This window comes from Bacillus sp. ISL-18 (assembly GCF_018613415.1).
GTDB lineage: Bacteria > Bacillota > Bacilli > Bacillales > Cytobacillaceae > Neobacillus.
In genome coordinates this window covers 212,597-236,219 of the sequence record NZ_JAGGQG010000006.1, presented here as the reverse complement: position 1 = coordinate 236,219, position 23,623 = coordinate 212,597, and the positions used below count along the sequence as shown (strand labels likewise).

General features: G+C 37.8%; 25 protein-coding genes. 6 read left to right on the top strand and 19 right to left on the bottom strand.

All coding sequences use genetic code 11. From position 1 onward, the window contains the following. Window positions 1-87: 87 nt before the first annotated feature. Window positions 88-573, top strand: coding sequence for a DUF2798 domain-containing protein (locus J7E81_RS10340; protein WP_215042106.1), 486 nt, complete (start codon window positions 88-90; stop codon window positions 571-573). A 69-nt stretch (window positions 574-642) separates the two neighbouring features. On the opposite strand, the gene J7E81_RS10335 is transcribed toward J7E81_RS10340, so the two are convergent. Then, window positions 643-2,037, bottom strand: coding sequence for an MATE family efflux transporter (locus tag J7E81_RS10335; protein ID WP_215042105.1), 1,395 nt, complete (start codon window positions 2,035-2,037; stop codon window positions 643-645). A gap of 281 nt (window positions 2,038-2,318) precedes the next feature. Between J7E81_RS10335 and J7E81_RS10330 the strand changes: the two genes are divergently transcribed. Next, window positions 2,319-2,789, top strand: a complete 471-nt coding sequence (locus tag J7E81_RS10330; protein ID WP_215042104.1) for a divergent PAP2 family protein — start codon at window positions 2,319-2,321, stop codon at window positions 2,787-2,789. Between the two features lie 62 nt (window positions 2,790-2,851). Here J7E81_RS10330 and J7E81_RS10325 read toward each other — a convergent pair whose 3' ends face one another. Next, window positions 2,852-3,847: a DoxX family membrane protein gene (locus J7E81_RS10325; RefSeq protein ID WP_215042103.1), complete on the bottom strand. Its 996-nt coding sequence runs from the start codon at window positions 3,845-3,847 to the stop codon at window positions 2,852-2,854. 528 nt (window positions 3,848-4,375) lie between these two features. Here J7E81_RS10325 and J7E81_RS10320 point away from each other — a divergent pair. Further along, complete coding sequence (locus J7E81_RS10320) at window positions 4,376-4,801, top strand: YfmQ family protein (RefSeq protein WP_215042102.1); 426 nt, start codon at window positions 4,376-4,378, stop codon at window positions 4,799-4,801. 192 nt (window positions 4,802-4,993) lie between these two features. Beyond that, window positions 4,994-6,376 carry a protoporphyrinogen oxidase gene (gene hemG, locus J7E81_RS10315; RefSeq protein ID WP_215042101.1) on the top strand — a complete coding sequence of 461 codons (1,383 nt, stop codon included), beginning with the start codon at window positions 4,994-4,996 and terminating at the stop codon, window positions 6,374-6,376. Window positions 6,377-6,391: 15 nt separating this feature from the next. On the opposite strand, the gene pdxR is transcribed toward hemG, so the two are convergent. From pdxR to J7E81_RS10275, 8 genes are all read right to left on the bottom strand, one after another. Further along, window positions 6,392-7,843 carry a MocR-like pyridoxine biosynthesis transcription factor PdxR gene (gene pdxR / locus J7E81_RS10310; protein ID WP_215042100.1) on the bottom strand — a complete coding sequence of 484 codons (1,452 nt, stop codon included), beginning with the start codon at window positions 7,841-7,843 and terminating at the stop codon, window positions 6,392-6,394. Window positions 7,844-8,236: 393 nt separating this feature from the next. Beyond that, window positions 8,237-8,755, bottom strand: a complete 519-nt coding sequence (locus tag J7E81_RS10305) for a hypothetical protein (protein WP_215042099.1) — start codon at window positions 8,753-8,755, stop codon at window positions 8,237-8,239. Between the two features lie 204 nt (window positions 8,756-8,959). Beyond that, window positions 8,960-9,859 (bottom strand): formyltetrahydrofolate deformylase, encoded by a 900-nt coding sequence (gene purU, locus J7E81_RS10300; RefSeq protein ID WP_215042098.1) that lies wholly within the window; start codon window positions 9,857-9,859, stop codon window positions 8,960-8,962. A 119-nt stretch (window positions 9,860-9,978) separates the two neighbouring features. Further along, window positions 9,979-10,632: a DUF2306 domain-containing protein gene (locus J7E81_RS10295; protein ID WP_215042097.1), complete on the bottom strand. Its 654-nt coding sequence runs from the start codon at window positions 10,630-10,632 to the stop codon at window positions 9,979-9,981. Window position 10,633: 1 nt separating this feature from the next. Beyond that, on the bottom strand, window positions 10,634-11,146 hold the full coding sequence (locus J7E81_RS10290; protein ID WP_215042096.1) for a GNAT family N-acetyltransferase: 513 nt from the start codon (window positions 11,144-11,146) through the stop codon (window positions 10,634-10,636). A 72-nt stretch (window positions 11,147-11,218) separates the two neighbouring features. Continuing rightward, window positions 11,219-11,821 (bottom strand): TetR/AcrR family transcriptional regulator, encoded by a 603-nt coding sequence (locus tag J7E81_RS10285; protein ID WP_215042095.1) that lies wholly within the window; start codon window positions 11,819-11,821, stop codon window positions 11,219-11,221. 36 nt (window positions 11,822-11,857) lie between these two features. Continuing rightward, window positions 11,858-12,499 carry a VC0807 family protein gene (locus tag J7E81_RS10280; RefSeq protein WP_215042094.1) on the bottom strand — a complete coding sequence of 214 codons (642 nt, stop codon included), beginning with the start codon at window positions 12,497-12,499 and terminating at the stop codon, window positions 11,858-11,860. Window positions 12,500-12,702: 203 nt separating this feature from the next. Beyond that, a complete protein-coding gene (locus J7E81_RS10275) occupies window positions 12,703-13,776 on the bottom strand; it encodes an NAD(P)H-dependent flavin oxidoreductase (RefSeq protein WP_215042093.1) in 1,074 nt (357 codons plus the stop codon). Window positions 13,777-13,939: 163 nt separating this feature from the next. Between J7E81_RS10275 and J7E81_RS10270 the strand changes: the two genes are divergently transcribed. Continuing rightward, window positions 13,940-14,434, top strand: coding sequence for a hypothetical protein (locus tag J7E81_RS10270; protein ID WP_215042092.1), 495 nt, complete (start codon window positions 13,940-13,942; stop codon window positions 14,432-14,434). Window positions 14,435-14,715: 281 nt separating this feature from the next. After that, window positions 14,716-15,036 (top strand): winged helix-turn-helix transcriptional regulator, encoded by a 321-nt coding sequence (locus tag J7E81_RS10265; RefSeq protein WP_215042283.1) that lies wholly within the window; start codon window positions 14,716-14,718, stop codon window positions 15,034-15,036. A gap of 153 nt (window positions 15,037-15,189) precedes the next feature. Here J7E81_RS10265 and fsa read toward each other — a convergent pair whose 3' ends face one another. From fsa to J7E81_RS10220, 9 genes are all read right to left on the bottom strand, one after another. After that, the gene (gene fsa / locus J7E81_RS10260; RefSeq protein WP_215042091.1) at window positions 15,190-15,852 is read right to left on the bottom strand and encodes a fructose-6-phosphate aldolase; all 663 of its coding nucleotides are present in this window, start codon (window positions 15,850-15,852) and stop codon (window positions 15,190-15,192) included. 31 nt (window positions 15,853-15,883) lie between these two features. Then, window positions 15,884-16,783, bottom strand: a complete 900-nt coding sequence (gnd, locus tag J7E81_RS10255; protein WP_215042090.1) for a phosphogluconate dehydrogenase (NAD(+)-dependent, decarboxylating) — start codon at window positions 16,781-16,783, stop codon at window positions 15,884-15,886. 18 nt (window positions 16,784-16,801) lie between these two features. Further along, window positions 16,802-18,796, bottom strand: a complete 1,995-nt coding sequence (gene tkt, locus J7E81_RS10250) for a transketolase (RefSeq protein ID WP_215042089.1) — start codon at window positions 18,794-18,796, stop codon at window positions 16,802-16,804. A 22-nt stretch (window positions 18,797-18,818) separates the two neighbouring features. Continuing rightward, window positions 18,819-20,336 (bottom strand): glucose-6-phosphate dehydrogenase, encoded by a 1,518-nt coding sequence (gene zwf, locus J7E81_RS10245; protein WP_215042088.1) that lies wholly within the window; start codon window positions 20,334-20,336, stop codon window positions 18,819-18,821. Window positions 20,337-20,413: 77 nt separating this feature from the next. Continuing rightward, complete coding sequence (gene rpiA / locus J7E81_RS10240; RefSeq protein WP_215042087.1) at window positions 20,414-21,085, bottom strand: ribose-5-phosphate isomerase RpiA; 672 nt, start codon at window positions 21,083-21,085, stop codon at window positions 20,414-20,416. Between the two features lie 48 nt (window positions 21,086-21,133). Continuing rightward, on the bottom strand, window positions 21,134-21,268 hold the full coding sequence (locus J7E81_RS10235; protein WP_215042086.1) for a BA3454 family stress response protein: 135 nt from the start codon (window positions 21,266-21,268) through the stop codon (window positions 21,134-21,136). Window positions 21,269-21,505: 237 nt separating this feature from the next. After that, window positions 21,506-22,063, bottom strand: a complete 558-nt coding sequence (locus J7E81_RS10230) for a class I SAM-dependent methyltransferase (RefSeq protein WP_215042085.1) — start codon at window positions 22,061-22,063, stop codon at window positions 21,506-21,508. After that, window positions 22,053-22,856: a hypothetical protein gene (locus J7E81_RS10225; RefSeq protein WP_215042084.1), complete on the bottom strand. Its 804-nt coding sequence runs from the start codon at window positions 22,854-22,856 to the stop codon at window positions 22,053-22,055. The genes J7E81_RS10230 and J7E81_RS10225 overlap by 11 nt, the downstream gene beginning before the upstream one ends. 324 nt (window positions 22,857-23,180) lie before the next feature. Continuing rightward, the gene (locus J7E81_RS10220) at window positions 23,181-23,576 is read right to left on the bottom strand and encodes a VOC family protein (RefSeq protein ID WP_215042083.1); all 396 of its coding nucleotides are present in this window, start codon (window positions 23,574-23,576) and stop codon (window positions 23,181-23,183) included. Between the last annotated feature and the right edge of the window lie 47 nt (window positions 23,577-23,623).

The window sequence follows — 23,623 nt, the reverse complement described above, 5'->3', positions numbered from 1 at the left end:
CTAATTAATGTTCACAAAACGTTCACTTATGAAGAGGTTACCACTATCGCTATAATACAAAAGATAAAAGGAAGGGATGATTGAGAAATGCCTACAAATAAGAAAGAAAGTATTTTATTTGGAACAATGATGTGTTTTGGAATGGTTTTCTTTATGTCGGTTTATAATTTATTTCTAAATGGATTGATCGGTGAACTGTCGGTAGGAGAAATGTTTATCGAAGGGGCCATTGGATTTATGATTGCATTGCTTTTGGATCTATTTCTTGTTGGTCCAGCGGCAAAAAAAGTGGCATTGATGCTTCCTTATGACAAATCTAAAAAGGTCTATGTCATTTTAGCGATATCTTTTTGTATGGTAGTAGGAATGGTACTGTTTATGTCTTTATACGGACTCGGAACTGCCTTCCTTACTAACGGAGGAATGACAGGATCCATGATTACTAGCTACTTCTCCATTGTCATTAAGAACTTTATCGTTGCTTTTCCACTGCAACTATTAATTATGGGACCAATTGTTCGTTTTTTATTTGTTAAGATTGTTAAAGCAAAGAATTCCATGAGTGTTGCATAAATATCAAAAGAATAAAGCTGCTTTGGCAGCTTTATTCTTTGATACTCTACCTATAATTTTGGATGATCGTCACACCAGCTTATGCGCATACCATTTCTTTCCTTTAAATCGCAAAACAAAGATCAATGTCCGCATTCCCCATTCGATATTCATCGCTACCCAAACACCGATAATGCCAAATCCAAATGTAATTCCCAATAGATATCCTAAAATGACCCGCAAGAGCCACATCGAGAGCAAGGAGGCAATCGATGTAAAGTTGGAATCCCCTGCTGCCCTTAACGCCGATGGCATAATAAAGCTTGCTGGCCATAGCAATGGATGACCTACTGCCGAAATTAAAATCATCATAAAAATGGTTGGGATAATTTCAACCGGCGGGCTGAACAGTTTAATTAGGATCGGAAACAAAGGGAGCAACACGGCATCCGCCACTACAAACAGGATCGTGCCTAGTCCCATCATGGAAATAATAAATTTCCTTGCATCTTGGACGTTCCTTCTTCCGATACATTGTCCTACTACTGTTACAATTGCAATACTTAATGAATTGGGTCCAATTTGAAATAGCAGGGCAATCGAATTTCCAATTGCATAGGACGTCAATGCAAGTGTTCCTAATTGGACTATAAATGTTTGTGTTAACAGCTTTCCGCCATTGAAGAATAACTGTTCTGCCGCAAACGGAAGTCCAATAAACATGACTTTCTTTAAAATAGAAATATCAATATGTAACGCATTGGTCAATTTATATCGGATGGTTTCATTGTATTTAATAATATAAATTATAGCCGCAACGACACCTAGTAATCTTGCAAAAATGGTGGAAATGACAAGCCCTTCCACTCCCATATCAAAAACGGTAATCAGTAAAACATTGAGAATGGTATTAGTTACATTCATTAATAAGGATAAATTCAAGCATGGTTTGGTCTCACCGACACCCCTTAATGCCCCCGTTACGGCTTGAAATATGGCAATAAACGGATAAGAAAGACAGCTGCCAATTAGATAAATTCTGGCGTTTTGAAACACTTCCGCTTCCGCCTTACCGAATAAAAGGTTTAAGGTTGGCGTGTGGAAGGTGATAACTAATGCACTAAGGACTACAGAAAATAAGGTTACCGCTGATATCGCTTGCGTGGCAGTTTTGGACACCATCTCTGTATTGCCGCTGCCTTTATATTGCGCCACCATGACCGTACCACCCGTTGCTACCGCAATAAAAACGTTAACTAAGAATATGTTCAATGAATCTACCATACTTACTGCACTTACAGCAGCAACCCCAGCGGAGCTAACCATGGCGGTGTTTAATAGACTCATGATGATTAAGAAAGCTTGATCGACAAAAATAGGCGTGATAATCGCAAATAATTTCTTATAATCAATGGATTCACCAGTAAAATACTTATCTAACAAAAAGACAGTTCTAGGTTTCATTTTCACTGCAAGTTTGTTCATACCGCTACACTTCTTTTCGTTTTGTTATGAATTTAATAATGATTGTCAAATTAACATGGACTATTATAGCACTATTTTTGGATGTTAAAAGGAACTTTTTTGCAATAAAAACAAGATTAATTTTATGGGATTAATTTTGTGAATCTTACCATTTTTTATTTAAAATAGTCTATATTAATTAAATGAAGGGTAAATAAAAATAACTGGGATTACGGCCTCTACTCTTACTGGAGTTTTAGAGGTGATGATAAAATTTTATTGAAGGATAAGGAGGATTATGTATGTTTTTATCCTGTCCCATTCTGGCTGCCCTTTTGGGGATGCTGATTGCGCAATTTGTAAAAATCCCAATCCATTTTATCTCAACAAGGGAACTAAAATGGAATTTGATGTTCAGCACCGGCGGAATGCCTAGTTCGCATACATCGACCATTATCTCCTTAACGACAGCGATTGGATTGATGTCTGGATTCAAATCAAATGAATTTGCCATTTGTGTGGTCGTTTCGGCAATTGTTATGCATGATGCGACAGGCGTTCGCAGACATGCGGGATATCATGCCGCAATTTTAAATGCTTTATTAATTGATTTCAATTCTTTAATTGAAACATTAAAGAACCCGAAAATTAAGAAACCCGAGTCTCGCGAAAAACTAAAAGAATTATTAGGTCACCAGCCCATTGAAGTTTTTGGCGGGGCGATCACTGGGATCATTATTGGTTTGGCTACATACTATCTTTATCCGTTCTAACCTAAACAATCCACCCAATGAACAAGGGTGGATTGTTTAGGTTAATCATTCTTCAAACATCCTTAGGCAAATCGATAATAAATCAATAAGAATGTAGCTAATACGAAAATGAAATTCAGGAATACAAAGATAAATTGGTCCAGCTTCGTTTTGTGCATTTTAATGGGCGGGTTGTAGAAGGATACACCTTCTATGATAAAGATTACTAATACGATATGAATCATGAAATGGCCAATCACTTCTGTCATGCCAAATAGCATCGTTGTTGAGATAAAAATACCCGTTACAACAAATCCAAGCACTCTGTTTAAAATACCGACTACTAATAAATATCCTACAACAAATTCAATAAACGCGGCCATGACCACAAATAAATCCGGTGCAAAACCAAATGTAGGGACATGGTGGTGGGCAACAATATCTAAGGCCATATCCGGATAAACCCATTTTTCCACGGCTACCCAGCTAAGTGACAATCCAGTTCCTAAATATAAAAACGGGAAGCCTACTTTTTCCAGCTTTGTATTTCCTACCAATAAGACCCCAATAATGGCAACATAAAAGCCGTAGTCTAACATATGGAATACGCCTTGGTGGATCGTTTCATAAATAAATAATCCGAGTAAAATTGTTGCACCAAGTTTAGTGGAGATATGGTGCGGGATTAATAAAAAGCCAATCGTAATCCATGTTAAAACAACTGCCACTGTGTTATGAATATGAAACTCAGGAGCAAATAATGTTCCGTTGACCATTTGGATGATCAGCGCAATCGCTGTTCCATATTTAAGTATATAACGAGAATATTTTCTTAAACCAGATAAACGGTCTTCCCACTTGATCATGAGTCCCCATTCAGCCATTTTCGGAATGATTAACGTCAATGAAGCTAACACAACCGCTGCGACTAGTGCAAAAAATAGGAATGCCGGTGATACTATATGTTCAATTGACTCCTTATGCGGCTTAACAGTAGTGAACCATTTCACATGTGCTTCGGCAAAAACTGGCGTCATAATCAGGCCCATCATAACTAGAATCTGAAATATCTTTTTCATAATAAAAATCCCCCTAGATAACATAAACAATATGAATATAGTGTTAATATACTTGATAAAGGAGTCCTGTTACCGGACTATTCGTGAACGTTTTGTGAAATGTTTCACATTACTTAATATAATGTCCTCCCAGACAGTGAACGATAATAATGAAATCGGTAATCATGTCTTTCTACTTAAGTGGATGGTCTAATTTTGTGTAAATTGGATGGTTAATTTTCCATCCAGTTACGTTATGATTAAATTATTAAAATTTGAGCACAATTAAATCTTTATCAGTTTACGAGGTGTATCATGAATATAATGTTTGGCTTAGTTACGTTAATTTTAATTATTGCAGTTGTAGCTACACTGCTGTTAACTGGAAAGTCTGACGAAAATTACAGTAGTTCAACAAAAAGAAACACCATAAATTTATCTTTAATCTATATTGTCATTATTTTTTTAGCCATAATTTCCTTAGGGATTTACATTTGGTTAACCTAATATATAACCAATATAGTAAGATGTTAAACGGAGATGATCAATATGATATGGACTATTATTTCAATAATCCTTCTTAGTTTAGTTAAAATATTAATTACCTGTCTTCCAACCGGTTCTGTAAATTGGTTAATCAGGAAGTTTGAAACACACTCAAAACTCAATGAAGAGAATCTCACCTTAACGATCGATGGAAAACCGCTTGAAGGTGACAACAAAACGAAAGTGATTAATGAGTTTAACGAAGCAATCTTTTTAAAGAAACACTATATTTTCCCAGGAACAGAGGAATTATTTTTAAATCCAGACACCAGTGAGCCTCCACTCGTTATTGATACCAAAAGAGGCAAAAAAGAGATTAAGTTGGTTTTGTACCGATATCATGATCACATTGATGTAGTGAAACAGGACAAGAAGAAAATAATCGCCTATAGTCTTCTATCTGATAACCTTCAGAAATTTTCATTTTAATAAAATCACTAATTTCAAGTAGTCCATTCAGAAAAAGACCAATAATGCACGATGGCTCAGTTCAATAAACTGGGCCTTTTTTATACCTCAATTTTTTTAGTGATTTTCTCGGGTAAGCCAATATGATTTCAACTTCCATGGTATGGTACACTAGGAGATACAAAGTATGAGCTAACATAAGAGGTGGCAAAAGTGAAAACAATTGTAGTAATCGGTGGCGGAATTACAGGATTAGCTGCCATGTATGAATTACAAAAATGGAAAAAATCGAATAGAACAGATGTGAGGCTGGTTTTAGCAGAAGCGGAAGAGCAGCTTGGCGGGAAAATCAGAACCATAAACCAAAGTGGATATATCATGGAAACAGGAGCGGATTCCATTGTGGCACGTAAAATGGAGACGATGACTCTGATCGAAGAACTTGGTTTAGAAAAAGAAGTAGTCTATAATGCGACAGGCCGTTCCTATATTTATACGGATGAAGAATTGAAGCTCATTCCGGAGGATGCTGTTTTTGGCATTCCTGCAAGTATTGAATCATTGGCTAACAGCACGCTCATTTCTGCAGAAGGAAAAGTGGCAGCACTTAAAGACTTTTATACAAAAAATGAAACCTTTACTAAAAACGACTCGATCGGTTCCTTTCTTGAGTATTTCCTTGGTATTGAAATAGTGGAAAAACAAATATCCCCTGTCCTTTCCGGTGTATACTCGGGAAATCTCAATGACTTGACACTCGCATCTACCCTTCCGTATTTGATTGATTACAAGGAACAATATGGAAGCATTATCAAAGGTTTCGAAGCGAATAAACAGAAATTTAAAGGCGGGGAAAGAAAATTTATTTCTTTTCAAAACGGCTTAAGTTCACTAATTGATGCGTTTGAAAAACAGCTTGATGACGTGGAGGTTTTAAAACAGACAAAAATCAATAAAATTGAAAAAGATCATTCCCATTATCAAGTGCATCTTAACAATCAGGAAATCATCGCAGCCGATTACGTGGTATTAAGTATTCCAAATACAGCTGCTGAGGACTTAATTGATGATCCGGAACTAAAATCAGCGTATTCAAATTTCAAAAACAGTTCACTTATTAGTGTGTATGTTGGCTTTGACGTCCCTGACAGCGCTCTTCCTGCCGACGGAACAGGGTTTATCACCGCAAATTCAGATGAATTGTCATGCAACGCCTGTACATGGACAAGCCGGAAATGGGAGCATACCTCAACACCCGGAAACCTGCTTGTCAGACTCTTTTATAAAAGCAGCCATCCTTCATTTGCTTCTTTAGAAAAAATGGATAAGAAAGAGCTGCTTGAAATTGCGCTTGATGATATTCATCAAAGTCTAAAGCTTAACGCAGAGCCTGTTGCAAGTGTTGTCACCAAGTGGTCTAATCAGATGCCAAACTATTTGATTAGTCATCCTAAAAGTGTAGCAGCGCTTGAAAGCAAACTGGCAGCCGACTACCCAGGAATTTTCCTTGCCGGTTGTTCCTATTATGGAGTGGGCATCCCCGATTGCATTCAAAACGGATTCGATTCAGCTAAGAAGATTATTCAAATGTTTTGATTTAAAAAGGATAGCTCAGCTATCCTTTTTAAATTTTGAAATTTCATTTAGTGCGTCAGCAAACCTTTTGATTCCTTTATGAATATTCTCTTCATTTTCCCTAGAATAAGTAAAACGGACAAATCCTTTTCCAGATCCCATTGTCGAACCCGGCACAAAAATAACTCCTTGCTTAATCGAATCTTCTAGCAATTGAGTTTCATTCAGTTCTTTTTTTATCTTGCACCATATATGAATGCCGCCATTAGGAATAGTATAATCAACTTCTCCTTTTAAAAAGGATTGCAGACTAACCACTATTTGATCTCTCCTGCTTTCTAACTTTTTAACTAGATTCTTGATATGAGCTGTAAAATCCCTTGAGTCTAAAAAGTCATTCGCAACCCATTGGCTGTAACTGGCGTGTCCAAAATCTACTTGCTGCTTCGCATCAGATAATCTCTCGATGACGGCTCTTGGTCCGATAATCCAGCCAATCCTTAATCCCGAAGCCACAATTTTTGTTAGGGAACTAATATATAATACATTGCCATTACGATCCAATGATTTAAGAGTCTTCATCTGTTCACCGCTATAAGAGGTTAAACTGTACGGATCATCTTCTACGATTGGAATCCCATACTCAGAAGATAGTTCAAGCACCCTTTTTCGCTTGTCAAAATCCATTAAAGTACCTGTGGGATTTTGAAAGATGGGACTTGAAAAAATCATTTTAATTCGATGTTTTTTGTATAAAGCGGTAATTTCCTCAGGGTCTATCCCATCCTTATCCACTTTTAAAAAATATGTTTTGATTCCTGCTGATTTAAATACCGGCAGATTATAATGGTAGGAAGGATCTTCAATTGCGACAGCATCCCCGGGCTTTAACAAGCATTGAATGACGAGATGCAAGGCTTGCTGTGCCCCTGATGTAACTAAAATCGAAGCAGGGTCCGTTTCGATTCCACGAAACTGTTTAACATGATTAGATAGTGTTTCCCGGAGAATGGCATTCCCCTGTGGATGGTCATATCCAAGTGAACCAATAAAAGAACGATTAGATGTAATTTCGCGAAGAGCCTTCATTGGAAATAAATCCTGTGACAATTCACCGCTGGCTAAATTGATGAGTTTGTGCTCAGCCATTTCTTTATGTATTCTTTGTGTTACAGGCAGGTTAGGCAAAAACGAACCGGCCTCAATATATCTGTTCCAACTTGGAATCCGTTTCTTGGTAATTCCCCAGATATCTTTACTGATAGTAGTTCCGCTTCCCCTGCTTCGATTAATCAGCCCATTTGATTCCAACTCGTCATAGGCTGCAATAACTGTGCTCCTGTTTATTCCAAGCTCTTTAGCCAAACCTCTTTCCGAAGGCAAAGGTTTATCAGCTGGAAAAGTTCCATCCGCAATTCCATTCTCAATATAGACAGCAAGTTGTTTATAAATGGGTGTTTTTGATTTTCGATCAGGTGTCCAATCCATTTGTCAGATCCTTTAAAAAATTAATTGTCTTTCTGTTATCCTTTAGTATCCATCTTATTATGGATTAAGTTACCTATACAATAAAAAAGCATTGATCCTGACCATTGTGTTGTCGAATACGTAATATAAAAAAACAGGTTCAAAAAGGTTTGAACCTGCTCTTTTGGTTTTATTCCGATTTTGGACCTTTAAAGAAGTGCATCATTCGTTCTTTCTGTGGAAAAAGATTTAACTCCTTTGCCCTATCAGCATGTTTTGTCATAATTTCAGTAAAAAGTTCGTCCGCTGATTTATTTTTTTTGTCTATTCCTAACTTCTCAGCTGCTTGAAAGATCTTTTTATCGCGAACTTCATGAGCTATTTGATGAAAATCCTTATTGGCCGTGGAAATGCCTAATTCTTTGCTTGTTTTTTTATTTGAGTTTCACGAACTTCTCGGGCTACATCACGAAGGTCCTTTCCATCCGTCGAGATTCCCAGTTCTTTTGCTTCTTTTTTTAATTGGGTTTCATGAATTTCTCGGGCTACCTCACGAAGGTCTCTTCCTTCTGTTGAAATCCCCAACTTTTTAGCCTCGTTTTTAATGGTAGTTTCAAAGACCTCTTTCGCTAATGAATCAATCTCTTTCTCTTTTGTACTGATTCCAAGTTCCTCAGCTCTCTTTTTAATCATAACTTCCCTTATTTCTTTTGCGATGGTCTCAGTATCTTTTCCATCTGTTTTAATCCCCAGCGATTCAGCCTGCTTTTTAATAAACCCCGGATTAGGTCGGAAGTGGCCATGACCATGACCTTGTACCTGTTCCGATTGATTTTGATTACTTGGCTGGGTAGCTGCAAAAACCTGGATTGACCCCAAAAGTCCAATCATTAAAGGAATAGCAAAAAAATAATTCATCAGCATCTTTCTCATCTTGTAACTTCCTCCTAAAAAATGATTTTTAGTTTTACAGATGGTAGGATGCCCATGAATTATTACCAAATTATGAACAAATTGTTAAATTAATAGGCGAAATGTGATACATCACTTGAAGCCTTTTAGTTGTTTTTCCTATAAAAGAGAAATAGTGATTAATCGTATAAATGGCTGGGATCAAACGGCTTTTAATTTTGATTATTAGAAAACAATCGTCTTATTCTGATGAACGATAATTCGGTCCTCAACATGCCATTTTACGGCACGAGCTAATACGCTTCGTTCAATTCTCCGGCCAATCTTCTTAAGACTATCCACATTATCATGATGTCCGACACGGCTAATATCCTGTTCGATAATCGGCCCTTCATCAAGGTCATTCGTAACATAATGGGAAGTCGCACCGATTAATTTTACCCCGCGGTCAAATGCCCGTTCATACGGTCTGGCACCCACAAATGCCGGTAAAAACGAATGGTGAATATTAATAATTTTATGGTGATTTTCTTTAATAAAATTTGGTGTTAAGATCTGCATATAGCGAGCGAGGACAACGAAATCAATCCCATATTCTTTTAAAAGCTTAAGCTGTTCTGCCTCTGCTTGCTGACGAATATCCTTATTCGCTGGAATATAATGAAACGGGATATTAAATCCTTCGACAACCTCTCTTGCATTTTCATGGTTACTTATGACGAGGGCAATATCAGCCATTAAATCCCCACTTTGCCATTCCCATAATAATTCAAGCAAGCAATGAAGTTCCTTCGATACAAAAATGGCTGCCTTTTTAATATTGTAAGCATGCGTGAATTTCCATTCCATTGAGAAATGCTCCGCAATATCAACGAATTGTTCTTCCATTTCCTGAGCTTTTTCCTTAAGCCCTAGGCACTCAAACTCAATTCGGATAAAAAAGGTGCCCCCTTCTGGATTGGTAGAATACTGACTAGATTCGATAATATTGGCGTTATGGGAAAATAAAAATTTTGAAACCGCCGAAACAATCCCTGGTTGGTCCGGGCAGCTTACCAATAGCCTCCCACGATTCTTATTCTGCTCTTGGAATAATTCAATTTGATTTTTAATAAATGCATTCATGTCGTAAACCTCTCTATCATTGTTTGATACATTATACCTAAAAAAAACTTAATAGTTAATAATTAATTGAAAATTCTTTACTAAAATAACAATTTAGCTGGTTCCGACTTTTAAGATGATTAAACAATGGGATGGATGGACTTAATGTCCCCATCCTTTCTAACTCGTTTGTTTTTTCGATTACGCCACTCAATAAATAAAAGATTTATCCCAATCCCTAAATAGACTGCCAGTGGAAAAGCCAGCGATTTATCTAGAAAAATCAAGAGTGGAACCATGACAACTCGAAAGGTAACAAAAACCCAGGTTATCGCATAACTACGGAGAATCCATTCCTTATGGGCCAGTATTTTTCGTTGGGCAGCTTTTAGCACACCCATTGATGTCGTCCACAGCCAAAAGAGGTCAAGAATTAGAAAGGCAATCGTTGACCCCTTACCCCCAGTTGCAGATAGCGTGAGGTAAGGAACCATTAGAATATTGATAAAAATAGCCACTGCATATACTTTACCAAGCAGTTTATGAAGATGTCTTTTTTTCTGACTTAACTTCGTTAATTGAAACGGGCCAATTGCCAGCGAGATGGTCCCTAATAAGATATGAGGATAGAAAAACCATTTCCATGTCGACACGGAGAAATTTTGGTCTTCCATCTTCCCTTTGACCATTGGAGCATGCTCAACCCCATTAAGGAGAAACATCCAAAAAATATAAATCATAAACAAACCAATCACACCATACATTGCTCCTATTGTAACCCTTCCATTTTTCATGTTAATTTCCTCCCATTATTTTTTCATAACATTTATACGGTGCAGGACGGAATGGAAAGTGGATCGTTCCTCGCTCTTGATATCCTGCCCGTTCGTACATTTTCACTGCCCCATCATTTACACTAAAGACGTCAAGACGGATACTGGAATATTCATTTAAACGGGCAAATTCTTCAGCAAATTGAAGAAGCCTCTTTCCATATCCCTTGCCTTGATATAACGGATGAACGGCTAAACGGTGGATAACCAAAGGGCTCCCCTCTCCATCCTCCCAGTAAAGTTTACGATATTTTTTGCTTTGGTTCGTATCCACTACAATCGCACCGACTAATTTATTATGATCTGGCAAAATGCCATAGAGATTACCTTCTTTTAAATCCGATTTAACAATAAAGCGATTGGGGTAATATCGGTCCCACTGATTGATTCCCTTTTTATTTAAATCAGAGGAAATCTCCCTGTAAAATTGAAGGACAGTCTTTAACTCCTTGCACCCAATTTTTTGAATTTCCATGAAAGTTCACTCCAGCGATTTTACAAACCGACCGTCGGTTTGTAATGGGTTATAAATTCCCCTCTTAGGGGATTACGTAAGGCTTTTACTGATTACTTGAAAGATATCACTCATGTCCACAAGATCCTCTTCATCCGAAGATAAGATTTGTGTGACCCGAATTCCATAAGAAAATGTCATCATCAAGGTAGACATTTTTTCTGCATCAATACTCGCAGGTATCACTCCATTCTCCTGCCCCATTTTGATCCATCTGGTTCCCGTTTCTTTCGTATAGTTAAAAATATCCTGAAGTATTTTTTTGACCTTCTCATTATCTTGACTTAATAAATAAATAAATATTAAGTTGCCCGTATCATGGGCATTTTTGCGCGATTGAAAAAACTGACTGACTATATTAAAGCTTCCAAAGTCTGAGGATAGTTGTTGTTTGATGGATTGAGCAATACCCTGATGAAAAGTTTCATTCATTTCTTCAATCTTGGATTTTAAAATAAGACCAAATAATTCATCCTTACTCTCGACATAGTGATAAATGGCCCCTTTAGATAATCCTGATCTTTCAATAATATCCTTTAAGGTCGTACTTCGGCAGCCCTTTTCAAGAATGATTTCTTCGGTAATCGCCAGGATGTGTTGGAAGCTTTGATTGTTGTAAAACGTTGAATTCGACATATAACTACCTTCTTTACTATTCTAGGAGTATTTTGGCTAGATCTGTGTCAACTTATCTAACCGCACTTTTGCATAACGGCGATATACAACTGTAAATAAAATAGCTGTACCAATGACACTATAAAAAATAAGTTGTGAGATGGCTAAAAAGGCGGGAATTGAAAGTTCATAGACAAGAATTGTCTTAACAATGGCCTCGCCTAATAAAGCAATTCCCCAAATGGCCGTCATGATTCGCAGTACTGTGCGAAAATAGGGGACTTCCCAGTTCTTCTCAAATTTCCCTTTTTGATGAGAAGCTTCTTCTGAAGTAAATTTAAGGGCAAAGTGATAAATTAATGGTTTGGAAAAGAACAAGGATGCAATAAAAATGAGTCCTAATAAACCAGTGACCAATGATTCTCTTAATAAAATAAGTCGCTCGTTTCCGCCTAATATAAAGGCAAGTAAACTTAAAATAAAGCCGGTTAGCATAAATAGGCCAAAAGCATCCGCTTTTTTATATTTCACGATATGATATAGATTATCCCCCAGTGGAATCAATGTCGCAATCAGTAAAGAGACAAAGCTTGAATAGTGGTCTGAAAGCATTTGATAAACAATGACTGGTATGGCTCCATTGATGATCAGGCTAACCGCTATCAATTGGATTAATTTCCTTTTGGACGAAATATTCATGATCCAAACTCCCCTTTTAAACTTCCATATTTTACAATTTAAATATTACAAACCGCCGGTCGGTTTGTCAATGGATTTTTAACTTAATTTTTAAAGATTTCTTGTTTAAGGATAAAACGTGCTTCCGTAAAAAGGTGACTTAAGATAAAAGTCACCTTCTAATCGTCTGTTTGATGTAGTAGTAAAAAATAATTTTACAAGGTTTACTTTACTACGAGCATTCGTTCCGCACCAGCAACCAAATCTCTGATCAGCTGCTCGGCTGAAATCTCATTTTGTATTAATCTTGTCCCCTGCCCTGCCCATAAGGACATATATTGCGAATTATTTTGGAAAGCGGCTTCCCTTCGAATGTCATTCGTCAGTGTATTTTGAGTTGGAAAGTCAGCTGGGGCAATATTCGCATTCTGATAATCCTGAATAAAAGCATTCTTAATTCCTCTTGCCGGACGGCCTGAAAAAACTTTCGTAATCACCGTGCTTTCTTCCGTACTATTGATCAGCGCCTGTTTATAAACCGGATGTGCTCCCGACTCGAGCGTCGTTAAGAAGGCCGTTCCCATTTGAATCCCTTGTGCCCCTAACGCTAATGCAGCAACTAGGCCGCGGCTATCCATAATTCCCCCTGCAGCCACCACTGGCAAAGTTACGGCATCCACTACCTGTGGAACAAGCGAGAAGGTTCCGATGGCGGCACCATTCGTGTTTTGTTCAATCTCAAATGTTCCCCGATGGCCACCCGCATCACTACCTTGGGCAATTAGAATATCAGCTCCCTCTTTTTCTGACAAGAGCGCCTCCCGAACAGTCGTTACCATGGTCGTTACCAGCATTCCGATATCCTTGACTGCAGCCATTTTCTCACGAGGAAGGACCCCGAAAGCCGTAGAAATGACGGGTACTTTTTCTGTCACTAGAACATCAAATTGGTCTTCAAAGAAATTATTCGTTATGACCCTTTTTTCCAATTCCTTTAAACCTAATTTTACACGAATGGCATTTAGTACTTTTTGAGACTCTTCTACTCCAGCATATTGGTCTTGCCAGTCTGTACAAAACAAGTTAACAGCAAACGGCTTAGAGGTTAGCACCCTAATCCTCCGGATAGCAGCTCTTATTTCTTCTGGTTTCATATAGGCTGCACCCAAGGTCCCTAATCCGCCAGCGTTTGAGACACTAGCAACAAGCTCAACTGTCGTAGGACCTCCAGCCATGCCTGCTTGAATAATAGGATAATCAGTTCCAAGTATTTCGCATAGTTTCGTGTTAAGACGCATTTCCTTCTTCCTTCCCCTTTATCTAAATTGTTATAATAAATCTCTTGAAAACAGTCTATTTGATTTATTTGTCCTGCAGCTATATAATACTAGCATTGAAAGGTTACTTTTTGTTCCCTTGTTCCTTTTTGTTATAAAAAATATTAGAAAAGAGGTAATTATTGTGAACTTAATAGATTCTAAAGTTATTCAAACCGAATTAGAAAAAGAAATATTTATCGATCAAAGTTCAAACATTGAACTTACCAATTTTCGTTATCCTGATAAAAATTTCCCCTTCTATGAAGTGATGATTAGCATCGATATGCTGCGGATAAGAAATAATGAATATTATGGAACTAAAAATGAGGTATTTGGTATTAGAATGTCAGAGGATCAACAATCTATCTTTATCTTTGAGACTGACAAACAAAATATTTTCGCTTTAAAGAACGAAAGGGAAAGACTAGCTGCTATCGAATTAATTGAATATATATTAACAAAATCAACACAATTTAATCAATTAGTAACGACCAGGATCAATCATTTGAAACAGGCAAACGTGATTTCTACAATCGAAATAAAGGAGACAAAAGGAACGCTGGAACTATTAGAGCGATTATTAACGATTCAATCTGAAGATATTACATTTCCTAGACAAAAAAGAATTACAGCTTGAGTTCCTATTACTACTTTTAGAAATGCTATGGGGAAAAGCTTTAAGTGAGAGAACTGCTTTTCCCTATTTTTCTATTCATGTTCGAATTACTTCAGATATTTCCTCTTTCTTTTTCTCTACGTTTTCTTACAATTTTGACGAAATGATTACAAATTCATAAATTAGAGGCTTTTTCTTTCTAAAATTTACTAATTTAGCTTTTTAAGAAATTAATATATGGTTACAATAAGTATATCAGAGACAAATAATATCCAAATTATAAAAAGAAAGTATGTGATTTGATGGAAGAGGAGGCAAAACTTTGTCCAGAGGTTGAAAGATCTTTTGGGCTAATAGGAAAAAGATGGACAGGATTAATTATATTTGTATTGCTTAGCGGACCTAAGCGTTTTAGCGAAATAAATGCCCTAATTCCAGACTTAAGTAAACGTGTTCTGACCGAGAGAATGAAAGAGTTAGAAGAGCATGGAATCGTCCTGCGCCATGTTTTGCCTGACCGACCGGTAAGGACGGAATACTTATTAACAAAAAAAGGAACCGAACTAGGAAAAATACTAGGACCCATTAGTCAGTGGGCAAATAGCTGGATGAAGGATAAATAACACAACTTGATTTTTAAGAGTTAAAAAAATAGCCCCCAATCATTTAATTTTTTAGAACAAATGACCATCCTTATTATGACCTAAGGATGGTCGTTTCGTGTTTATTTAGATATGCGTTTAAAACAATGAAATCACGTCGGCTGATTGTACCTATTAAAGGGCACTTTTCCAATCGGCAGCAAACTTTTCAATTCCTTGATCCGTTAATGGGTGTTTAGATAATTGCTCAATTACTTTAAAAGGAATCGTAGCAATATGTGCACCAGCAAGCGCTACACGAGTGACATGGTCTGGATGACGAACAGATGCCGCAATGATTTGTGAATCTAATTTTTGTACGCGGAATAACTCAGCAATCTTGGCAACAAGTTGTACACCATCTTCACTAATATCGTCTAAGCGGCCCAAGAATGGAGAAACATAAGTTGCTCCAGCACGAGCTGCTAATAAAGCTTGGTTAACTGTAAAAATAAGGGTAACGTTAGTTTTTACACCTTTCTTTGTTAGGTAACGGCATGCCTCTAACCCATCTAAAGTCATCGGAAGTTTAATGGTGATATTTTTATCCCCGTTATTAATTTTGATTAACTCGTTGGCTTCGGCGATCATTTGATCCGCTGTTAAAGCATTAGGAGTTACTTCTGCAGAAACAGACTCAACTTCAGGAACCGCATTTAAAATTTCTGCAATACGGTCTTCAAATTTTACTCCTTCTTTTGCAACTAAGGATGGGTTGGTAGTAACACCGGATAAAACCCCGATTTTATAAGCCTTTTTAATTTCGTCTAAATTAGCAGTATCAATAAAAAATTTCATGATGTTTCTTCCTCCTATTTTTTAATCAATTCTATTGTCTCGCTTTTTCGACTGCATGTCCACCAAATTCATTCCTTAATGCGGCAACCACTTTTCCTGTAAAGGTGTCATTCTCTAAAGAACGATAACGCATCATCAACGACAAGGCGATAACCGGTGTAGCGGTTTGCAGGTCAAGGGCTGTTTCAACTGTCCATTTTCCTTCACCTGATGAATGCATAATCCCTTTAATTTCTTCCAAATTCGGATATTTTGAAAAGGCATTTTCAGTTAATTCCATTAGCCAAGAACGGATCACAGAACCGTTATTCCATACTCTAGCTACTTTTTCATAGTCATAATTGAAATCACTTTTCTCTAGGACTTCAAAACCTTCACCAATCGCCGCCATCATGGCATACTCAATACCATTATGGACCATCTTTAAGAAGTGGCCGCTGCCGGCTTTGCCTGCATATAAATAACCATTTTCCACAGACGTATCTTTAAAAATAGGTTCAACTATTTCCCAAGCCTCAGGGTCACCGCCAACCATATAGCATGCACCCTGGCGTGCACCTTCCATACCGCCAGATGTACCAGCATCCATAAAATGAATCCCGAGTTCTTTCAATTCGTTATAACGTTGGATGGATTCTTTATAATGAGAATTACCCGCTTCAATGACGATATCCCCTTCGTTTAAAAACGGATGAATTTCTCCAATCACGGAATCCACAACGCTATGTGGAACCATAATCCAAACAATTCTCGGCTGCTCAAGGGATTGAACTAGTTCTTTTAAGCTTGAAACGCCTGATGCACCGAATTTTTTCATTTCTTCGACAGCACTCGAATTGACATCGAATGCAACCACTTCATGATTGTGTTCCAATAAATTTTGTCCTAAGTTAAAACCCATTTTTCCTAAACCGACTAATCCTAATTTCATGATCAATTACCCCATTTTTTACTTATTTAAAACATTTTTTGCGATGTGAACGACATTTTCGGTCGTAAATCCAAAATGTTTCATTACAGATGTACCCTCTCCGGAAGCACCGAATGACTCAATCGATAGCACTTCACCTGCAAAACCAACATAGCGTTCCCATCCTAATCGGATACCCATTTCGATCGCCACCCGTTTGGTGACAGAAGAAGGAAGCACTGTCTCCTTATATTCAGACGATTGCTTATTAAACAATTCCCAGCTTGGCATTGCGACAACCCGGACAGAAAGATCTTCCTTTTCCAGTTCTTTTTTTGCATTGACAGCCAATGAGACTTCAGAACCTGTTGCCATTAAGATTACATTTGGGTTCGAATTGGTTTCTGTTAATACATAGGCACCCTTAGAAACCTTATCTAAATTCGCTTTCGTTTCACTAAATACCGGTAAGTTTTGGCGGCTTAGGATTAAAGCGACTGGTCCTTCTGTTTGTTGAAGTGCAAATGCCCAAGCACTAGCTGTTTCATTAGCGTCTGTTGGTCTGATAACCGTTAGACCTGGGATAGCACGAAGAGCAGCCAACTGTTCTACTGGCTCGTGTGTTGGACCATCTTCACCAACTGCGATGGAATCATGAGTAAACACATACGTAACGGGAAGCTTGGATAAAGCAGCCAAGCGGATAGAAGGACGTAAATAATCATTGAAAACAAAGAATGTGCTAACGAACGGCTTTAACCCGCCGTGATAAGCCATCCCGTTCGCCGCTGCACCCATCGCATGCTCACGAACACCAAAATAAACATTGCGGGCCGCGTACGATTCGACAGCAAATATTTGCTCCCCTTTTATCTCAGTCATAGTGGAGTGAGAAAGGTCTGCGCTGCCTCCAAAAATGGCTGGCACTGATTTCACAAAATGGTTAATGGCATCCCCGCTGGCAACACGAGTTGATACCGCTTTGCTGCTATCGAACGTTAAGATATCGTTGGCCTCGATGAGAACTTTTCCGGAAATCGCATTCGCTAACTGTTCTGCCAATTCTGGATTTTCTTTTTGATAAGATTCAAATAATTGGTTCCAGCCTTGTTCTGTTTCGATTCCTTTACGCTTTAACTGTTCAAAATGAACTCTTACTTCATCTGGAACATAGAAATCTTCTTCATAAAGCCAGTTATAGGCTTGTTTGGTTACTTTCCCTTCATCAACTCCAAGCGGTGCACCATGGGCCTTATTGGTACCTGCTACCTTCGGACTTCCGTAACCAATGATCGTTCTGATTTCAATCAAACTTGGCTGTTCCGTATTTTCTTTGGCCGATTGGATTGCTTTTGTAATGGCCTCAATATCGTTGCCATCTTCCACTCTTAGATAGTGCCAGTGGGCAGATTCTGCTCTTTTCTTGATATCTTCAGAGAAGGAAACATTTAATTCACCATCAAGGGAGATATCGTTCGAATCATATAATACAACCAGCTTCCCTAGTTTCATATGACCTGCCATTGACATCGCTTCGTAGGAAACACCTTCCATAAGATCGCCATCACCAACTAAAGCATAGGTATAATGGTCAATCACAGGAAATCCTTCTTTATTAAACTTAGCAGCTAAATGTGCTTCTGCCATCGCCATCCCAACTGAGTTAGCAATTCCTTGTCCTAATGGACCAGTTGTCGCCTCTACTCCAGGGGTATGGCCGAATTCGGGATGCCCGGGGGTTTTGCTATTTAATTTTCGGAAGCCTTTCAGATCATCCATCGAGACTTGATAGCCGAATACATGAAGCAAGCTGTATAATAAGCTTGAACCATGTCCTGCAGATAAAACGAAGCGATCACGGTTAAACCAGTTAGGATTTTCCGGATTGTGATTCAAATGGTTTGCCCATAATGCATAAGCCATCGGTGCTGCCCCCATCGGGAGACCGGGATGACCAGAGTTTGCCGCGTTGACCGCGTCGATCGATAAAGTTCGAATCGTTGTTACAGCTAAGTTCTCAATGTTTTGTGCCACGTCAATTTCCTCCTAGACTATTTTATTTCTGAAGTACGACCTCTTTGTCTTCTTGAATCATTTCATCCAGCCACCATTTAAAGCCATCTTCAGCTAACAAGGAGTCAGCGGCATCAGGGCCATACGAACCGGACGGATATTCATGAAGGGGCAATTGATTTTCCGCAAATGCATTCAAGATTGGCTGTACCCATTCCCAAGATAATTCAACCTCTTTCCAATGAGCAAAAAAGGTAGAATCACCAATAAAGGCATCATAGATCAATCTTTCATACGCCTCCGGCACACCTGATCCATTACGTTCTGAATCCTCACAAGAAAAATTAATTCTTACTGGTTCCATTTTCCCGTTATTCAAATGGTTTTTACTGTTCAACTGCAAGGTAACATTTTCATTTGGGCTGATTTCAATAATTAATAAATTAGGCTCTACTTTTTGATCATTTTGGCTATAGAGAAGTTTTAACGTATTTTTAAATTCAATCACAATACGAGTAGATTTTTCCTTCATTCGCTTTCCTGTCCGTATATAGAACGGCACTCCACTCCAATATGGATTATCAATCCATAAACGTGCGGCAACAAATGTATCGGTCTGTGAAGAAGGATTTACTCCTGGTTCCTCACGATAACCCGCAACAGATTTACCATCCATCACTCCAGCAGCGTATTGTCCTCGAACAATTTCATATTGAGCCTCTTCTTTCCTTACCGGACGAACAGCTTCCATTACCTTTCGTTTTTCATTTCGAATTTCGGCAGCGTTAATCTTGTAAGGCAAGTTCATAGCGGTCATCATTAGCATTTGCAGCATATGATTTTGTACCATGTCACGAATGGCTCCTGCTTGATCGTAATAACCTGCTCTTTGTTCGACACCAACCATCTCACCCGCAGTAATTTGTACATTCGCAATATGATCTTTATTCCAAACAGATTGGAGAACTGGGTTTGCAAACTCAAGCGCTTCGAGGTTTTGAACCATTGGTTTTCCTAGATAATGATCGATTCGATAAATCTCTTCTTCATCAAAGGCACTGCTCAATTTTTCATTAAGTTCCCGTGCCGATTGAAGGTCATGTCCAAATGGTTTTTCGATGATTAATCGTTTCCAGCCCTTCGTTGCGCCTAGGCCGCTGCTATTAATATTTAGGGCAATGGTATCAAAAAACTCTGGTGCTACCGATAGATAAAACATGCGATTTTCTGCTAATTGCAGTTCTTCTTCTCGTTCCTTAACCAGCTTAAGTAATTTTTGATAATCCGCTGATTTACCTACATCCAACGTACTGAATCGAAACGCCTCAAGAAATTCTCCCAATTGACTGGCATCATGGTCTAAGCGGCGTGAAAACTCGATCACTGATTCCTTTACCTTTTCTTGAAAATCAAACTGAGTTACATTCCCTCTGCCAAGTCCAATAATTGAAATGGGACGTGGCAGCTTACCATCTATATATAAATTATAGAGAGCGGGGTATATTTTTCTTTTTGCTAAATCCCCTGTTGCTCCAAATAATACAAACGTCATTGATTCCATGTTTGTTTCTCCTCATAATTGAAAAATTATATCTATTAATCGTATTACTTAATTATTTTCCCACATCCATACCCGATTTATTTTCGCGAATTAATGTCAATTTCCTTATGTAAATCCAAGGTAATGACGATGTCAGCCATTCCAACAAATAATCCATTTTCGACAACACCAGGAATGAGATTCAGATCTATTTCTAAATCCCGCGGATGGGTAATCGTTTGGAACCTACAGTCAAAAATATAATGACCATTATCTGTTTGATAAGCTGATCCATTTTTTTGCCGTAGTTTAGGTGATCCGCCAAGCTCTTCTAAATATTTTCGTGTCATTTCCATCCCAAATGGAATCACCTCTACTGGGAGTGGAAAGGACCCTAATGTATCGACCATTTTGTGTGAGTCTGCGACGACAATAAACGTATCAGCCGCTTTTGCAATGATTTTTTCTCTTAATAGGGCACCCCCGCCTCCTTTAATAAGGTGTAAATCTGGGTTAACTTCATCAGCACCATCAATGGCCAGATCAATTTGGTCTATTTCATTAAAAGTTACCAGTGGTATTCCTAATTCCCTGGCCAATTGCTCTGTTTGTAAAGAAGTTGGGATTCCTTTTATCGAGAGTCCTTGTTGTACTAATTGACCCAGTTTTGCGAGAGTATAAAAAACAGTAGAACCTGTCCCTAGTCCAATAACCATTCCATCTCTAACATATTCAGCAGCTTTTTCTCCGACTTTTTGTTTCTCATTCAAACAAGTTTTTGCTCCCTTCGGAAAGGATCTGGGATACCATATACCTTTTTACTTTACCCATTGTTTCTTAATTTGTTTCCTAGCGATCTGCAGTATTTGTTTTTCTGGTGTGCCCTTCTCCACCATTACATTCGTTAAATAATTTTTACCTCTGTAATGAATCATCAAAGTAACTTCCACCATCTCGATCACTCCTTTTATGTCCAGTATTATTTTATATCATTGGTAACAATTAGTAACCTACACTAATTAACGTAACCATCATACTCCCAGACATTTTTGAGGTCAAGAAATATAACTCGAATTAAAGATATTCGATAATAAAAATAAATCAAACTTTTTACAACACCCTATTGTTCGTAAAAAAAGGCACTATCCTTTTACTTTGGATAGCGCCTTTTCCCACTCGGTTTCAATTACTTATTTCCTGCAAAAAATAGTTTGTCGTCCAACGTGTTCGTTTTCTTCATAATAAAGGATCTGCCAATCACCAAACTCTTTTAATAACTCTTTAGGCCTCAGTTTATAATATGTAGAGATTTCATTATTGCCTGCTTTTGGTGACTGATAATAAGTCTCCATAAAAAAGTAACCATTCTCTTTAAGGATTCTTTTTATAGTAGGAAAAAGCATCCGATCTAAATAATTGGTGATAACAATCATATCAAAGGATTCATTGTCCCAGCTGAAATGGTCGAGTGCCGTGAGATCGGCCAACTTGGCATCAATTGAGAGGTTCTTTTTTGCTGCTAGTTCCTGTATATAATTGATAGCAACATCCGAAATATCGATGGCTTGTACTTGATAGCCCCTTTGGGCAAAAAACAAACTATTTCCTCCAAGCCCGCAGGCAAGATCAAGCACGTTTCCCCCACTTAAATAATCTCCTAGCGTTATTAATCTTGAATTGGGTGCAGGTTCCTCGAGTTGATTAATCCGTTCCTTATGTTTTGTGTTCCATTTTAATTTACTGTTCATTGCTTACACCTTTATTATTTTTATAATGATCATAGTCTGTTTTGACATAATGAAAAACTACTGCATTTCCCCCATGATCAGGGTGGGTCATTTTTAATAATTTTTTATATCTTGTTAAAATTTCCTTTTCACTTGCCGTTTTTGACAACCCTAACTTTTGGCGATAATCAAGTGATTGATTAGGTGTAAACACCTGTGCCTTTTCAGGAACTCTTTTTCCTTGTTTCGAAAGTTTATCTTTTAAGTATAACAATTCACTACGTAATTCAATATTTTCTTTTAGTACTTTTCTAGTTTCCTTTTGTAATTCATTTTTTTCAAGCTCTAAGTTGAGGATCTCTTTTTGTAATTTGTTCCTTTGCTGGATGAAAGTCTTGACAGACGTTTTATGGAGTTCCTCTAACTCTTTTAAATGATCATCCTGTACTTTAACTTTGGCCTTTAATTCTCGAATCAGTTTATCCTGATCTGTAGGAGGGTTTAGTAAAGGCTTTGGATTTTTGACGCTTGCTATGTATTCAGTCAGCTGATTCCCGTCTCCTACTTTTTGAATCTTCCCCTCATACAGCCAGCGTTGAACGACTTGAATTCCCATGCTAGCCGCTACACCGGCATCATTTAACAAGTTGATAGCCTGATTGGTATCATCAAGAATATAGTCCGTTTGATGAAATGCACCCTTTGCCTGGTATTTAATTTTCCGCTCTCGCAGCCATCTTCTTACCGTATCGACACACTCTTCGTCTGAAACTCCGGCTGCTTTTAAAAAGTCAAAAGCTTGGTCAGTGTTCACATTGCTCTCCTTTCTCTCACGAGTTTAAAAGTTACTCAATCGGGTTTAAATTTATAGTTGATTCTAATCATTTTCACACTATTTATCTTATCGGAGTTAATGATTAAAGTGAATGGCTCAAATAGACTAAGAGTAGATACCCATGACCTGTAAAGTAATTCGAGGTTGAATAAGGAATCAGTTTACATAATTAAATTATGGTAACTAACATGGAGTTAATAAGCTGGTTTACATACCAATAAAAGGAATTAATTTTTCCCAAAAAAATGGCTTGCACTTTAACATGCAAGCCATCATTTTTACACTAAATTTAAATCAAAGTTACTATTTAGCGTTTGCATCAGGCTGATGAATCCCTAATAGATTTCCTTCCGGATCAATATAATAGCCTTGCCACGCCATACCAGGAAGGGCGTACTTCGCCATTGCAACCTTCCCTCCATTGTTTAAAATATTCGTTTCCGTAGAATCGTAATCTTCCACACCCATTGTACATGCAAATGCATTTAATCCCTGATTTGTTTCTGGAGGAGCACTTTGGCGCTGCATTAAAGCACCATTAATTCCAGGTTCATCTTCATTTCCAGTTACTGCTCCAAAATAAGGCATCCCTGCATATTCACTCCAATCTTGAAATGACCATCCGAATACCTCTCCATAAAACTTCTTAGCACGATCCATATTACTTACATGAATTTCAAAATGAACTAATCTTCCCATTATTTCCTCCTAAGATTAACTTTACTTTAGTCAATCGTTTGATTTTT